The sequence below is a fragment of the Streptomyces sp. NPDC001594 genome (genome assembly GCF_042893675.1).
GTDB lineage: Bacteria > Actinomycetota > Actinomycetes > Streptomycetales > Streptomycetaceae > Streptomyces.
Genome location: NZ_JBIAVB010000015.1, coordinates 190,874 through 204,226 on the forward strand (window position 1 = coordinate 190,874; position 13,353 = coordinate 204,226).

At 71.7% G+C, this 13,353-nt stretch carries 12 protein-coding genes; 3 read left to right on the forward strand and 9 right to left on the reverse strand.

Annotation, left to right across the window (positions count from 1 at the left end; translation table 11 throughout):
- Nucleotides 1-22: 22 nt before the first annotated feature.
- Complete coding sequence (locus ACFY0O_RS28190) at nt 23-2,914, reverse strand: UPF0182 family protein (protein WP_388951670.1); 2,892 nt, start codon at nt 2,912-2,914, stop codon at nt 23-25.
- 126 nt (nt 2,915-3,040) lie between these two features.
- On the opposite strand from ACFY0O_RS28190, the gene ACFY0O_RS28195 reads away from it, so the two are divergent.
- Complete coding sequence (locus ACFY0O_RS28195; protein ID WP_388951592.1) at nt 3,041-3,610, forward strand: PPA1309 family protein; 570 nt, start codon at nt 3,041-3,043, stop codon at nt 3,608-3,610.
- Nucleotides 3,611-3,670: 60 nt separating this feature from the next.
- Here the strand turns inward: ACFY0O_RS28195 and ACFY0O_RS28200 are convergent, their stop codons facing one another.
- From ACFY0O_RS28200 to ACFY0O_RS28215, 4 genes are all read right to left on the reverse strand, one after another.
- On the reverse strand, nt 3,671-4,759 hold the full coding sequence (locus ACFY0O_RS28200; RefSeq protein ID WP_388951595.1) for a PDZ domain-containing protein: 1,089 nt from the start codon (nt 4,757-4,759) through the stop codon (nt 3,671-3,673).
- Nucleotides 4,760-4,869: 110 nt separating this feature from the next.
- Nucleotides 4,870-5,067 (reverse strand): hypothetical protein, encoded by a 198-nt coding sequence (locus tag ACFY0O_RS28205; RefSeq protein WP_358894337.1) that lies wholly within the window; start codon nt 5,065-5,067, stop codon nt 4,870-4,872.
- 169 nt (nt 5,068-5,236) lie between these two features.
- On the reverse strand, nt 5,237-5,698 hold the full coding sequence (locus ACFY0O_RS28210) for a molybdenum cofactor biosynthesis protein MoaE (RefSeq protein ID WP_358894336.1): 462 nt from the start codon (nt 5,696-5,698) through the stop codon (nt 5,237-5,239).
- Between the two features lie 160 nt (nt 5,699-5,858).
- Nucleotides 5,859-7,025: an SDR family oxidoreductase gene (locus tag ACFY0O_RS28215; protein ID WP_388951598.1), complete on the reverse strand. Its 1,167-nt coding sequence runs from the start codon at nt 7,023-7,025 to the stop codon at nt 5,859-5,861.
- A gap of 192 nt (nt 7,026-7,217) precedes the next feature.
- Between ACFY0O_RS28215 and ACFY0O_RS28220 the strand changes: the two genes are divergently transcribed.
- Nucleotides 7,218-8,612, forward strand: coding sequence for a zinc-dependent metalloprotease (locus tag ACFY0O_RS28220; RefSeq protein ID WP_388951601.1), 1,395 nt, complete (start codon nt 7,218-7,220; stop codon nt 8,610-8,612).
- Nucleotides 8,609-9,151: an NUDIX hydrolase gene (locus ACFY0O_RS28225; protein WP_358894333.1), complete on the forward strand. Its 543-nt coding sequence runs from the start codon at nt 8,609-8,611 to the stop codon at nt 9,149-9,151. The genes ACFY0O_RS28220 and ACFY0O_RS28225 overlap by 4 nt, the downstream gene beginning before the upstream one ends.
- An 86-nt stretch (nt 9,152-9,237) precedes the next feature.
- Here ACFY0O_RS28225 and ACFY0O_RS28230 read toward each other — a convergent pair whose 3' ends face one another.
- The 4 genes from ACFY0O_RS28230 to ACFY0O_RS28245 form a co-directional block, all read right to left on the reverse strand.
- A complete protein-coding gene (locus ACFY0O_RS28230; protein WP_388951605.1) occupies nt 9,238-9,993 on the reverse strand; it encodes an AIM24 family protein in 756 nt (251 codons plus the stop codon).
- 17 nt (nt 9,994-10,010) lie between these two features.
- Entirely contained in the window at nt 10,011-10,691 is a 681-nt protein-coding gene (locus ACFY0O_RS28235; protein ID WP_388951673.1) for an AIM24 family protein, read from the reverse strand.
- A 29-nt stretch (nt 10,692-10,720) separates the two neighbouring features.
- Nucleotides 10,721-12,457 (reverse strand): TerD family protein, encoded by a 1,737-nt coding sequence (locus ACFY0O_RS28240; RefSeq protein WP_388951607.1) that lies wholly within the window; start codon nt 12,455-12,457, stop codon nt 10,721-10,723.
- A 168-nt stretch (nt 12,458-12,625) separates the two neighbouring features.
- On the reverse strand, nt 12,626-13,165 hold the full coding sequence (locus tag ACFY0O_RS28245) for a M48 family metallopeptidase (protein ID WP_388951610.1): 540 nt from the start codon (nt 13,163-13,165) through the stop codon (nt 12,626-12,628).
- Nucleotides 13,166-13,353: the final 188 nt, after the last annotated feature.

Consider the following 13,353-nt stretch of genomic DNA (forward strand, 5'->3'; position numbering starts at 1 on the left):
CGGACACGGCCGGCCGGGCCGCCTAGCCGCCCGGCTTGGGGGCCGTCAGCTTGGCCTCGGCTTCGATCGCCCGCTTCAGCGCCGCCTGGAGGTCGCTCTGTGCCTTGCCGTACGCGTTCCAGTCGCCGGCCTTCATCGCCTTGTCGGCGTCCTCGACCGCCTTCTGGGCGTCGGCCAGGGCCGCCTTGACCGTCGGGTCCTGCGCGGCCGGCGGGTTGGCGGGGGTCTCGCCCGGCTTGGTCGGCTGGGTCTCCGGCGGCACCGGCGTGGTCGGTGCCTCGGCGCCGAAGACCACGTTCAACGCCTTCTCCAGGGTGTCCTCGAAGGCCGTCTGGCCGCCGTAGGTCACCAGCACCTTGCGCAGCAGCGGGTACTTCAGGGTGGCGCTGCGGACGTACACCGGCTCCACGTAGAGCATCCCGCCGTCCAGCGGGACCGAGAGCAGGTTGCCGTACTCGACCTCGGAGTCACCGCCGCGCAGCAGGCGGATCGACTCGGCGATCTTCGGCTCGGAGTTGAACTTGCTCTGGACCTGCTTGGGGCCGTCGACCGGACTGCTGGTCGGCAGCTTCAGGAGTCTGATCCTGCCGTAGTCCGGGGTGCCGGGATCGGCGTTGACCGCCATGAAGGCGCTCAGGTTGTCCCGCCCGTTGGGCGTGAACGTGGTGGTGAGGGAGAAGACCTGGTCCTTCTCCTTCTGCTCCGGCATCTTCATCGACAGGTAGTACGGCGGAACCGCCGTGCCGGCCTTGGTCGTCGGGTCGTCCGGGACCTGCCACGCCTCGCTGCCGCTGAGGAAGGTCTGCGGGTCGGTGACGTGGTAGCGGGTCAGGAGCTCGCGCTGGACCTTGAAGAGGTCCTGCGGGTAGCGCAGGTGGTCCATGAGCGGCTTGGAGATCTCGCTCTTGGGCTTCACCGTGCCCGGAAAGGCCTTCATCCAGGTCTTCAGGACCGGGTCCTGGGTGTCCCACTGGTACAGGTCGACCGTGCCGTCGTACGCGTCGACGGTGGCCTTGACCGAGTTGCGGATGTAGTTGACCCGGTTCTCCTGCGCGACCACCGCGCGCTGGCTGTTGGTCAGCGAGTCCGCGGTGCTCTGGCCCAGGGTCGTGCGCGAGGCGTACGGGTAGCCGTTCGTCGTCGTGTAGGCGTCGACGATCCACTTGATCCGGCCGTCCACGACCGCCGGGTACGGGGCCCCGTCGATGGTGAGCCAGGGCGCCACGGCCTCGACGCGGTCCTTGGGCGTGCGGTTGTAGAGGATCCGCGAGCCCTCGCCGATGGCCCCGGAGTACAGGATCTGCGGCTCACTGAAGGCGAGCGCGTAGGCGGCCCGGTTGACCGGGTTGTCCAGGTTGACCCCGGAGTCGCCCTTGTAGCTCGTCTCCTTCTCGCCCTTGTCGTCCGAGTAGTCCAGCTCCTTCTGCGGCCCGCCGACGATCGAGTACTGCTTCGTCTGCTCGCCGTAGTAGATGCGCTGCTGGAAGTCCTTGCCGAACATGCCCTGGGAGGGCAGGTCCGACTGCGTGAAGTCGGGGGCGCCCTTGTCCGTGGCGGTGTTGCCCTTGGCGGCGACCACGCCGAAGCCGTGCGTGTAACGGAAGTGGTCGTTGATCCAGTTGTTCTTCGGGATGCCGCCGATGTTCAGCTCGCGGAGCCCGATGACCGTGTCCTGGCCGCTGTAGCGGTCCACGGCGAGCGTGGACGGGAAGGCGTAGTAGCCCTTGACCTGCTGGAGCTGCTGGAAGGCGGGGGAGACGATGTTCGGGTCGAGGAGCCGGATGCTGGCGGTGGTGTCCGCCGTCTTGCGCAGCTGGTCCTTGTTCGTGCCGGCGTTGGGCACGCCCGGGTAGTCCTTGACCTCGGTTCCGTCGATCCCGTAGGCGTCGCGCGTGGCCTTGATGTTCTTCTCGACGTACGGCGATTCCTTGGCCTGCTCGTTCGGCTGGACCTGGAACTTCTGCACGATCGCCGGGTACAGCCCGCCGATCAGGATCGCCGAGAGGACCATCAGGCCGAAGCCGATGACCGGCAGCTGCCAGGTGCGCCGCCACAGGGTGGCGAAGAACAGCACCGCGCAGATCGCGGCGATGGCGACGAGGATCGTCTTCGCCGGCAGGTAGGCGTTGGCGTCGACGTAGCGCAGGCCGGTCCAGTTGTCGGAGGCCTTGAAGTCACTGGACTTCACCGCGAGGCCGTAGCGGTCGAGCCAGTAGGCGACCGCCTTGAACGTGACGAACAGGCCGAGCAGCACCGACAGGTGCCCGGTCGCCGCGGCGGTGGCCCGGGCACCCGGGCTGGTCACGCGCAGTCCGCCGTACAGGTAGTGCACGACGACGGCCGCGATCACGGACAGCACGACGGCGGCGAAGCCGAAGCCGAGCAGGAAGCGGTACCAGGGCAGGTCGAAGGTGTAGAAGGAGACGTCGAGATGGAACTGGGGGTCCTTCTTGCCGAAGGGCACCCCGTTCACGTACATCAGCCAGGTCTTCCACTGGCCGGCGGCCGAGGCCCCCGCGATCAGCCCGACGACGGCGGCGACGCCCAGGAGCAGCCACTTCCGGTACGGGGCGACGCTCATCCGGTACCGGTCGAGGCTCTGCTGCTCCATCGACATCGCGCTGAGCGGCGGCCGCAGCCGGTACGCCAGCCATACGTTCAGCCCGACGGCACCCGCCATCAGCAGGCCGAAGACGGCGAAGAGGCCGATCTTGGTCCACAGGGTGGTGGTGAAGACGGAGGAGTACTTGACGGAGCGGAACCAGAGCCAGTCCGTCCAGAACCCGGCGAACATGATGAACGCCATGGCCAGGACGGCCAGGGCGCCCAGGGTCAGCAGAAGGGTCCGGGCGCGCCGGGAGGGGCGGCCGACTCTCATCCGTGGCCCGGAGGGGCCTCCGCCGCGGTCCGGCATCTGGAAAGCCAAGGTGCGCACCTCGAAAGTCGCTGTGTCTGGTCGTGGGCCCACGATCGTAGGGCCCACCCATGCAACTTACTGAGGCTTTAGTCAGTTCCCGGTATCGGGGAGAAAGGAGGCAGGATGTTGTCCATGTCCAACCTTTCGCCCTCCCCCGGCACCCCCATGGCGGCCACTCCGCTGACCCGCGCCGTCCTCGAGATCGACGAGTACGCCTCCACCCTCGGCTGGGACAAGCCGGCCCGCCTCTTCGCCCTGGTCGACACGGCCCGCCTGCGCCGGCAGGAGCCCGGCCTCGCGAACCAGCTCGGCCTCGACGCGGACGACGCCGGCAAGGCCCAGCTCACCCCGATCGAGCAGGACGAGGTGCCGGCCGGGACCCCGCTGGACAAGTTCCTGGGGACCATCGCCTGGCCCGACGCGGTCGTCGGGTGCGCCCTGACGGTGGAGCGGCTGATGCTGCCTCCGTCCGCCGAGGCCTCCGTACCGGAGGGGCTCAGCGACAAGCAGCTGGCCAAGTGGGTCGCCGGCCACCCGGAGCGGCAGGAGGTGCGGCTGACGGTGGGCGTCCTGCGCGACGGCTCGCGGGAGTCGGCCGTGCGGCTGCGGGAGAAGGACTCCTCCAGCGAGGTGCTGACCGGCGCGGGCCTGGTGCCCGGCCTGGCCGACGCGCTGGCGGCGACCTTCGCCTGAGGCGCCGTGGGGGCGCGGCCGGCTGGCGGCACCTCCCAGCGGTAGCTGGGGGACGCCCGGTCAGGACTTCGTGCAGCTCGGGAGTCCGGCCGTGTCCCCCTTGCCGATCTTCTGCAGGGCCTTGGTGGCGTCGTCGATGGTGGAGACCTTCACCAGGGTGAGGCCGTCGGGGACCTGCGCGGCGGCCGCGGCGCAGTTCTCGGCCGGGGTGAGGAAGTACTCGGCGCCGGCCTGGCGGGCGCCGATGGTCTTCATCTGGATGCCGCCGATCGGGCCGACCTTGCCCGTGTCGTCGATGGTGCCGGTGCCGGCGATGAACTTGCCGCCGGTCAGGTCCTCCGGGGTGAGCTTGTCGACGATGCCCAGGGCGAACATCAGGCCGGCGCTGGGACCGCCGACGTCGGCGAGCTTGATGTCGATCGGGAACGGGAAGGTGTGGTCGGTCCCCGCCTTGATGCCGACGATGGCGTGACCGTCGTCGGGTGCCTTGCCCGCGGTGACGGTCACCTTGGCGGTGGTGGTGGGCTCGCGGTTCGCCTTCTCGGCCTCGGCCGCGTCGGCGGCGGGCACGATGGTGAACTCGACGGGCTCGCCCGGCTTGTGCTTGGTGACCAGCTTCGCGACGTCGCCGGGCGCGGTGACGGGGCTGCCGTCGACGGCCTTGACGACGTCCCCGGCGTGGAGCTTGCCCTCGGAAGGGCTGCCCTTGACGACGCTGGCGACGATGACGCGGGCGCTGACCGGGATGCCGAGCTGCTTGAGGGCGGCCACCTTGGCGCTCTCCTGCGACTGGCTGAACTCCTCGGCGTTCTCCTGCGTCGACTCCTTGTCCGTCTTGCCGTCCGGGTAGAGGTTCTCGTGCGGGACGACGATGTTGTCGCCCGCGACCCAGCCGTAGACCGCTTCGAGCAGGTTCATGTCGTAGTCGGCGCCGGTGACGCGGACCGTGGTCATGTTGAGGTGGCCGGTCGTCGGGTACGTCTTGTGCCCGGAGATGTTCAGGACGGGCTCGCCGTGCGATTCGCCCAGGGTGTTCACGGTCGGTCCGGGGCTCATCTCGGAGTACGGGACCTTCAGGAACACTCCCGCGCAGAGCAGCGCGAACAGCACGAGGGAGGAGGCGAGCATCGTCGCTGTACGGCGTGGCATGGATCGACAGTACGGGACGGTCCTGTGGGCCGACCCGTGGGGCCGGTCCGTACGGGGGCCGGTCCGTAGGGGTGACGATCCGTGCGGGGGCCGGGGACTTCCGGGACGCGTCAGACGGCGTCGGAACCGGAGTGCGCCTTTTCCTTCTGCCTCGCCCGGTCGGCGTTGTCCATGGCCTCGCGGAACCTCGCGTAGCCGGCGAGCTCGGATATGTCTCCCTGGGTGCGGTCGCGCGCTGCCCAGCTGCCCCATATCGCCGCCCCGATCGCGGCGAACAGCGGAATCAGCAACCACGCCAGTGACGCCATGGACGTGCCTCCCTGCCCCGAAAGTACGAGTGTCGTCGGTGGCTTCAACGCTCGTGCCCGTGGGGGGGTTACGCAAATCGAGGGCGTGTTGCGCGGCCGAACGGGTGTGAGGCTACTCCCGCCCGGCCGCGCCTCCGCGACCGGGGGGCCCGGGTGTGCCGAGCGGGCCTCAGCAGGCGCCGACCCACTCCTCCGTGCCGTCCGCGAACGTCTGGTGCTTCCAGATCGGGACCTCGTGCTTGAGGTCGTCGATCAGCATCCGGCAGGCCTCGAAGGCCTCGCCGCGGTGCGGGCAGGAGACGGCGACGACGACGGCCAGGTCGCCGACCGCCAGGTCGCCGACGCGGTGGACGGCCGCCAGGGCGCGGACCGGGTACTTCTCCACGACGCGGTCGGCGATGCGGCGCATCTCGGCCTCGGCCGTCGGGTGGCAGGAGTAGCCGAGGGAGTCGACGTCGGCGCCGCCGTCGTGGTTGCGCACCGTGCCGACGAAGAGGGTGGTGCCTCCCGTGGCGTCGTCGCCGACTGCCTTGAAGACCTCGTCGATCGAGAGCGGGGTCTCACGGATCGCGAGCAGCCGGACGGGGTCCTGGGCGGCCTGCTCGCCGGGGTGGTCGAAGTGCGGTGCCATGTCATCCATCGTGCCTCAGGGGCTGACGTGGCGGAATAGCCGGATCGCCCGTGGCGTGACCGGCCGGTTGGGATTCTCCTACAGGAGGACCCCGGCCCCGCCGGCGTTCCGGCCGCCGGGAGGGGCGGGCGGACGCGGCGGACCGGGCGTCCGCCGGAGGTCAGAGGCCGCGGCGGCGGCGGGCCCGGCGGACCGCGGCGGCGGCGCCCAGCAGGGCCACCGTCGCCCCGGCGGCCCCGGCGGCCGTGGCGGCGTCCTTGCGGCCCAGGCGGCGGCCCGCGACGGTGTGCCGGCCCGCGACCTCCTGGAGCAGCTCGGCCAGCACCTCCTCGTTGGTCCAGCGGGGCCGCCAGCCGGCCGCGTGCAGCCCGCTGACGCTGACCACCCAGGGGTGCATCGTGTACGCGAGGTCCCCGGCCGGGGACGGCGTCAGGCCGATCCGGTGCAGCCGGGCAGCGGCGCCCAGGGCGACCGCCGAGGGCAGCTCCATGCGGCGGATGCCGCTGAGCTCCTCGACCTCCTCCTGTTCCAGCCAGCCCTCGCAGCCGACGGCCAGCTCGCCCTCCACCTTCTCCAGGGCGGCGTACTCCAGGGCGCTGACCAGGTCCTCGACGTGGCAGAACTGCCAGGTGGGCCGGGAGCCCGCGACGACGAGCAGGCGCGGGGACTCGAAGTACCGGGTCAGGGCGGTGTCCGTGCCGCCGACCAGCACGGCCGGGCGGAGCACCGTGACGTTCAGGCCCGGGTGGGCGCGGGGGGCCCGGCGGCCCAGGCGCTCGATCTCCAGCAGGTCGCCGACGCCGGTGGCCTCGGCGGTGGCCCGCAGCTCGGAGTCCTCCGAGAGCGGGATGGGGTTGTCGGGCAGGGCCCCGTAGACCATCGCGGACGTGCAGAGCACCACCCGGTGCACGCCGGCCGCCGCGGCGGCGGTCAGCACTGTCTGCGTCCCGCGTACGTTGTACGCGGTACGGGCCGCGGGGTCCGTCTCCAGGTCGAGGTCGAGCGCGAGGTGCACGACCACGTCCGCGCCGCGCAGCTTCTCGGCGATGGCGGGGTCGCGCACGTCCAGGACGTGCCACTGGGCGTCGGCGCACTCCCCGCGCCGCTCGTCGATGGCGATGACCTGCTTGACCTCGTCGGATGCGGCGAGGCGGTCCACGAGCGCGGCGCCGACGCCGGAGGCGGCCCCGGTGACCGCGATCACGGGGCTGCGGCGGCGGGGGGAGGCTTCGTTTCGCGGCTGGCGAACGCCGGGGGCGCTGTCGCCGTGCTCAGGGCGGTTTTCGGCGTCGTGCGGCGCGCGAGCCTGCGGATCTGGGGAACTCACCGGGCGTCTCCAGCGGTTGTCTTCAGTGGGGGCGCGCCGTGACGCGTACCCACCAGGTGATGTCCATCCTGCCGCAGCCCAGGAGTCGGCGGAGCACCGAGCCCGGAAGCGGGAGTGGTGTCTACGCTGGGTGGTGTTGTCGGACCATTGCCCGTCGGCGTCCGCCGGCGGCCCTACGAGCCGAGGAAACCCGTGAGCGACACCCCATTCGGATTCGGCCTTCCGCCGGAGGAGCCGGAGGACGGCGACAAGGGCAAGAAGGGGGGCCAGGGCGGCCCCGGGAATCCGTTCGGGTTCGGCCCGGGCGGCCTCCCCGGCGGTCTTCCCGGCGGTGCGGACAATCCGTTCGCCGCGATGTTCGGTTCGATGAACCCGAACGACCTGGGCGCCGCCTTCCAGCAGCTGGGGCAGATGCTCAGCTACGAGGGCGGTCCCGTGAACTGGGACATGGCCAAGGACATCGCCCGCCAGACCGTCGCGCAGGGCACGTCGGACGGTGTGAAGGACGCCAGCGTCGGCATCGCCGAGAAGTCGGCGGTGGAGGAGGCCGTGCGGCTGGCCGACCTGTGGCTGGACGGGGTGACCTCCCTGCCCTCGGGTGCCAACGCGGCCGTCGCGTGGAGCCGCGCCGAGTGGGTCGAGGCGACCCTCCCGGTGTGGAAGGAGCTGGTGGACCCGGTCGCCGAGCGCGTCGGCGCGGCCATGGGCGGCGTGCTGCCCGAGGAGATGCAGGCCATGGCGGGCCCGCTGCTGGGCATGATGCGCTCCATGGGCGGGGCCATGTTCGGCCAGCAGATCGGCCAGGCCGTGGGCACCCTCGCGGGCGAGGTCGTCGGCTCCACGGACATCGGGCTGCCGCTGGGCCCGGCCGGGCGGGCGGCGCTGCTGCCGCTGAACATCGAGAGCTTCGGCAAGGACCTGGGCGTCCCCTCGGACGAGGTGCGCCTGTACCTGGCCCTGCGCGAGGCGGCGCACGCCCGTCTCTTCGCGCACGTGCCGTGGCTGCGCTCGCACCTGTTCGGCGCGGTCGAGGGCTACGCGCGGGGCATCAAGGTGGACACCTCGAAGCTGGAGGACGTGGTCGGACAGCTCGACCCGTCGAACCCTGAGCAGCTCCAGGAGGCGCTCCAGGGCGGCATGTTCCAGCCGCAGGACACCCCGGAGCAGAAGGCGGCCCTGGCCCGGCTGGAGACGGCTCTCGCGCTGGTCGAGGGCTGGGTGGACGCCGTGGTGCACGAGGCGGCCAAGCCCCGGCTGACCTCGGCCGACGCCATGCGCGAGACGATGCGCCGGCGGCGTGCCTCCGGCGGCCCGGCGGAGCAGACCTTCGCCACGCTGATCGGGCTGGAGCTGCGGCCGCGGCGGCTGCGCGACGCCTCGCGGCTGTGGGCCTCGCTCACGGACGCGCGCGGCGTGGACGGCCGCGACGGGCTGTGGGAGCACCCGGACATGCTGCCGACCGCCTCCGACCTGGACGACCCGGACGGGTTCGTGCACCGCGAGCAGCTGGACTTCTCGGAGATCGACAAGATGCTCGGCGAGGCCGCCGAGAAGCGCGACCAGGGCGAGGGTGACGAGCAGAAGTGAGCCTGTACGAGGACGCCGTCCTGGTCCTGAAGGACTTCGAGGGCGCGGACGAGCAGCAGCGCGAGCTGAGGGACGTCTACCTGGAGCACCTGGCGGAGCACCCGGACGGCATGTACAAGCCCTGTCAGGCGGGGCACGTGACGGGCAGCGCGCTGGTGATCGACCCGGCCGGCGGCCGGGTTCTGCTGACCCTGCACAAGAAGCTCGGGCTGTGGCTGCAGATGGGCGGGCACTGCGAGCCCGGTGACACCACGCTGGCGGGCGCGGCGATGCGCGAGGCGGTCGAGGAGTCGGGCATCGCCTCCGGGCTGACGCTGCTGGAGGGCGGCCCGGTGCGGCTGGACCGGCACCCGATCCCGGCCCCGTGCAACTGGCACCTGGACGTGCAGTACGCGGCGCTGGCTCCGGCCGGGGTGACGGCGGAGATCAGTGACGAGTCGCTGGACCTGCGCTGGTTCCCGTACGCGGAGGTCGCTTCGGTGGCCGACACCTCGGTGGTGCGGCTGGTGGAGGCGACCCGGGCGCGGCTGGGCGCCTAGGGGCGTGAGGAAGGGGCGGGCCCGGCGGGGCCGCCCCTTCGTCGCGTGTGGTGGTGCCGTCGTGCCGGCCGGGTGGGGGCGCCGGGTCAGCTCCAGACGTTGTTCTGGTTCTGGGCGTGCGCGCCGTGCTGGCCCATGCCGTACTGGGCGGCGAGGCCCTGGCCGAGCTGGGCGTTCTGCGGGGGCAGCACCTCGCTGGGCTGCACGAGGGCGAAGCCGGTGCCGAGGAAGCTGAGCTCCCAGCCCTCGCCGGTGTTGCCGCGGCGCCGCCAGACGCCGCTGGAGTGCGTCTGGGCCTGCATCTGGACGCGCAGCGAGGTGGACCAGGCGACGATCGCGTCGGCGTCGACGTTCACGTACTTGTCCGGGGTGACGTGCATCATCAGCGGCTGTCCGGAGGTCATCAGGGCGACCTTGCCGCGGCCGGTGATGTTGAGCTGGTACTTGCCGGAGCCGGAGATCCCGTACTGGCTGTCCACCGCGATGACCTCGGTGTGCAGGGTGGAGTCCATGGCCAGCACGTAGCCGCTGTCGACGGTCAGGCCCTCGTGGTCGACGTCGAGGACGTGGACGTGCTGGGCGAGGTTGGCGAAGTAGACCGTGCCCTGGCCGGAGCAGCGCATCAGGTCGAGGCCCTCGCCGGTGCGCGCGCGGGCACCGCGCTGGCTGGTGCTCTGGTACTCACCGTCGAAGTCGACGATGCCCTGGTAGGCGACCATCGAGCCCTTGCGGGCGAGGACGTCGTCGGAGCCGGCCAGGGTGACCCGCAGGAGCTGCGGGTTCTGGACGGCGTACCGCTCCTGGGACTGCTGCTCGGCGTGGCCGAAAAGTGAGCTCTGCATGGTGTGTCCGCTCCCCCTCAGCCCCGGGTCCGGAGCCGGTCGGTGCTGTCCTCGCTGGGCTGTACGACGACGATGCCCTGGCCGGAGAAGGCCATCTGGTAGGCCTCCCCGCTGCCCCGGCCGATCAGGGAGGAGGCCTTGAAGCTGCTCTTGCCCTTGACCTTGAGGTTGGGGGACCAGGCGACGAGCGCGTCGGGGTCGACGAACGTCTCGTCCTCGCCGCGCCCGCAGTCGACCACGATCGGGGTCCCGCGGGAGGTGATGGCGACCCATCCGGTGCCGGACACCTGCACGTTGAACAGGCCCTGGCCGGCGAACTTGGCCATGCCCTTGACCCGTTCCACGCCCCACTGGAGGTGGGCGTCGAAGGCGAGCAGGTTGGTGCCGTTGACGGAGAGGGCGTCGTTGTCGAGGTTGATGCAGACCACGTTCGCGCCGTAGTCGGCGAGGTAGAGCAGGCCGTCGCCGGTGCACTTCATCAGCGGGGCGCCCTCGCCCGTGAGCCACTGGGAGGCCATCTGGCGCAGGGCCGGCGGGTTGGGCTCGTACTGGACGAAGCCCTCGTAGGCGACCATCGAGCCGGTGCGGGCGAAGAGGTCCTGGCCGCTCTGCATGGCGACCTTGAGCATGGCCGAACCGTGGTTCTCCATGCGGGCCGTGACGGGGGTCGGGGCGTAGCCCGCGAGCTGCTGGTTCATCGGGTTCATGGCATTCATGTGGGGCTCCCTCAGACCTCGTACGGCTGGACGACGATGAAGTTGCCGGGGGCGCCGCGGAACTGGAGGTTCACGGTCTCCCCGCTGTGGCCGGGGTAGGCGTTGCGGCGCAGCCGGACCTGGCTGGAAACGATCACCTGGGAGGCTGCCGACCAGGCCACGATGGCGTTGCTGTCGGCGAAGGTGGTCGGGGTGACGGGCAGGACGACGGGGGTGCCGTGCGTCTTGACGATCACGGTGCCGGTGCCCTGGAAGAGCATGGTGAACAGGGCTCCGCCGGGGATGCCGTGGCCCTCGATGCGGCGGACCTCGTGCTGGAGGGACTCGTCGAAGGCGAGGACGCTCTCGGAGTTGACGCAGATGCCGTCGCCCTGGAGCTCGATGGCGTGCAGGTGGGCGCCGTTCTCCGCGAGGAAGAGCTGGCCGCGGCCGGTGCAGCGCATCATCTGCATCTCCTGGCCGGTGGCGTTGCCGACGATGCGGCCGGCGAAGCCCGCGCCCTTGTAGCTGAAGTCGACCTTGCCCTGGTAGAGGACCATGCTGCCCTGGCGGGCGAGGACGGGCTGGCCGCCGCCGGCCGCGAGGTCGACCCGCATGAGCTGGTGGTTCTGCGCGGTCCAGCGGGCGCCCGTGGGGGCTTCCTTGTACAGCTGGAGCGCGGCGGCGAGGCCCGGTCCGGCCTGCGGGGCCGCCTGGCCGTAGGGGGCGGGGGGCTGCTGGCCGTAGGGGGGCTGCTGGCCCGGCTGCTGGTAGCCCTGCTGCTGGGGGTAGCCCGGCTGCTGGGGCGGGACCTGGCCGCCGTAGGAGGGCTGGGGCGGCTGGCCGTAGGGGGCGGGGGCCGGTCCCGGGGGCGGGACCTGGGCGCCGTACGGCTGCTGCTGCGGCTGGCGGCCTCCGCCGTACGAGGGCGGGCCGGGCTGCTGCGGCGGGTGCGGGGGCTGGCCGTAAGGGGTCGCGGGGGCGGGCGGGACCAGCGGGCCGACCATGGTCGGGGCCGAGTGCACCGCCGCCGGGGCGGGCGCCGGGGCCGGGGGCTGCTGCTGGGGCTGCTGCGGCGGGGCGTACGGCGCGGGGGCGGGCGGCTGCTGCTGGTGGACCGGGGCGCCGTAGGAGGGGGCGGGGGCGGCCGGCGCCGGGGCTGCGGCCTGGGCCGGCGGGGCGAACCCGGGGGTGGCGCCCTGCGGCTGGGCCGGGACCGGGGCCAGCTGCTGCGGCTCCTCCTCGGCGACCTCGCCGCCGAAGTTCTCCAGCAGCGCGGCGAGCCCGCCGTCGAAGCCCTGGCCGACGGCGGCGAAGCGCCACACGTCCTTGCGGTAGAAGTCGCCGATCATCAGGGCGCGCTCGGTGCTGAACTCCGAGCCCGTGAAGGAGTAGCGGACGACTTCCTCGCCGCCCGCCACGATCCGGATGTAGCCGGGGCCGATCTGCGACATCTGTCCGTCGCCGTCGAGGCTGGCGGTGAAGGAGAGCCGGTGGACGGAGGCGGGCACGTGGTCCAGGGTCACCCGGAAGGACTCGGTGTCCCCGGCCTGCGCGCCGAGCAGCTGGATGGACTCCTCGGGCGACTTCGGCTGGTTGTAGAAGACGAAGTAGCGGTCGTCCGACAGGCGCTCGTCGGCGTCGAGGCCGAAGCAGCTGATGTCGAAGGTGAGTCCGGGGCCGGCGATCTGGATGCCCACGTACAGATCGGTCCCCGCTGTCAGGTCACTGATCCTGGCCTTGTGGCCGCGTTGGAATTCCCTGGCCATACGTCCGACCGTCCCCCGTCCCGAGTGTGAGTGCGCGGCTGCTCGCCTGCCTGGTGGTGTGCCGCCGGATGCGTACCCGCGGTTGTGTGCCGCTCAGGCTAACGGCTCCCGGCGACATCCGGGCAAGCCGGTACCGACCCGGTACAAACCGCGCCAGGCGCGGGGCGTTCATTCCTCGCGGGCGGCCGGGATCCGGGGCAGCCGCTCCGCCGCGACCACGCCCTCCAGGAAGCCGCGGGCCCGCTCGGTCCTCGGGTAGGCCTCCAGCAGCTCCCAGAACCGGGGGCCGTGGCCAGGGACGAGCAGGTGCGCCAGCTCGTGCAGGAGGACGTAGTCGACCACGTACTCCGGCATCCCCTGGAGCCGGTGGGACAGCCGGATGCTGCCTTCGGCGGGGGTGCAGGAACCCCAGCGGGTGTTCTGGTTGGTGACCCAGCGGACCGAGCGGGGGCGGGCGCGGGCGCCGAGGTACTGCTCGGACAAACGCGCGGCGCGTTCGGTGAGTTCCGTGTCGCCGAGGGTACGCCTGCTCTCCTGGGCGGCGAGCTTGTCGAGCATGACCCCGACCCAGCGCCGCTCCTCCGCCTCGGACATCCGGGCGGGGATCAGGACGACCGTCCGGTCACCTTCGCGGTAGGCGGAGACGGTCCTGCGGCGGCGCGCGCTCCGGCGTACTTCGACGGCGTGCTGGGATGGGTCGGCGGACACGCCACGACGGTACCCGGTCGCCGCGGCGGAAGTCCCGCACGTCCGCGCTTCGAACGGGATCCCCGCGCGCCCCCTCCGGGAACACCCCTTCTGTTCAACCCATTCATCTCATATGCCTAATACCCCCTGCCTGTGGACAAGTCTCCGCACTCCTCCCGACGGGCGGGCATCGTGACGGAGGAGGCCGG

Coding starts and splice junctions, on each gene's coding strand:
- ACFY0O_RS28210 (WP_358894336.1), bottom strand. CDS start 5,698: ATGGCACCGCACTTCGACCACCCCGGCGAGCAGGCCGCCCAGGACCCC.
- ACFY0O_RS28230 (WP_388951605.1), bottom strand. CDS start 9,993: ATGCAGAGCTCACTTTTCGGCCACGCCGAGCAGCAGTCCCAGGAGCGG.
- ACFY0O_RS28200 (WP_388951595.1), bottom strand. CDS start 4,759: ATGCCACGCCGTACAGCGACGATGCTCGCCTCCTCCCTCGTGCTGTTC.
- ACFY0O_RS28240 (WP_388951607.1), bottom strand. CDS start 12,457: ATGGCCAGGGAATTCCAACGCGGCCACAAGGCCAGGATCAGTGACCTG.
- ACFY0O_RS28205 (WP_358894337.1), bottom strand. CDS start 5,067: ATGGCGTCACTGGCGTGGTTGCTGATTCCGCTGTTCGCCGCGATCGGG.
- ACFY0O_RS28235 (WP_388951673.1), bottom strand. CDS start 10,691: ATGAACCAGCAGCTCGCGGGCTACGCCCCGACCCCCGTCACGGCCCGC.
- ACFY0O_RS28195 (WP_388951592.1), top strand. CDS start 3,041: ATGTTGTCCATGTCCAACCTTTCGCCCTCCCCCGGCACCCCCATGGCG.
- ACFY0O_RS28190 (WP_388951670.1), bottom strand. CDS start 2,914: ATGCCGGACCGCGGCGGAGGCCCCTCCGGGCCACGGATGAGAGTCGGC.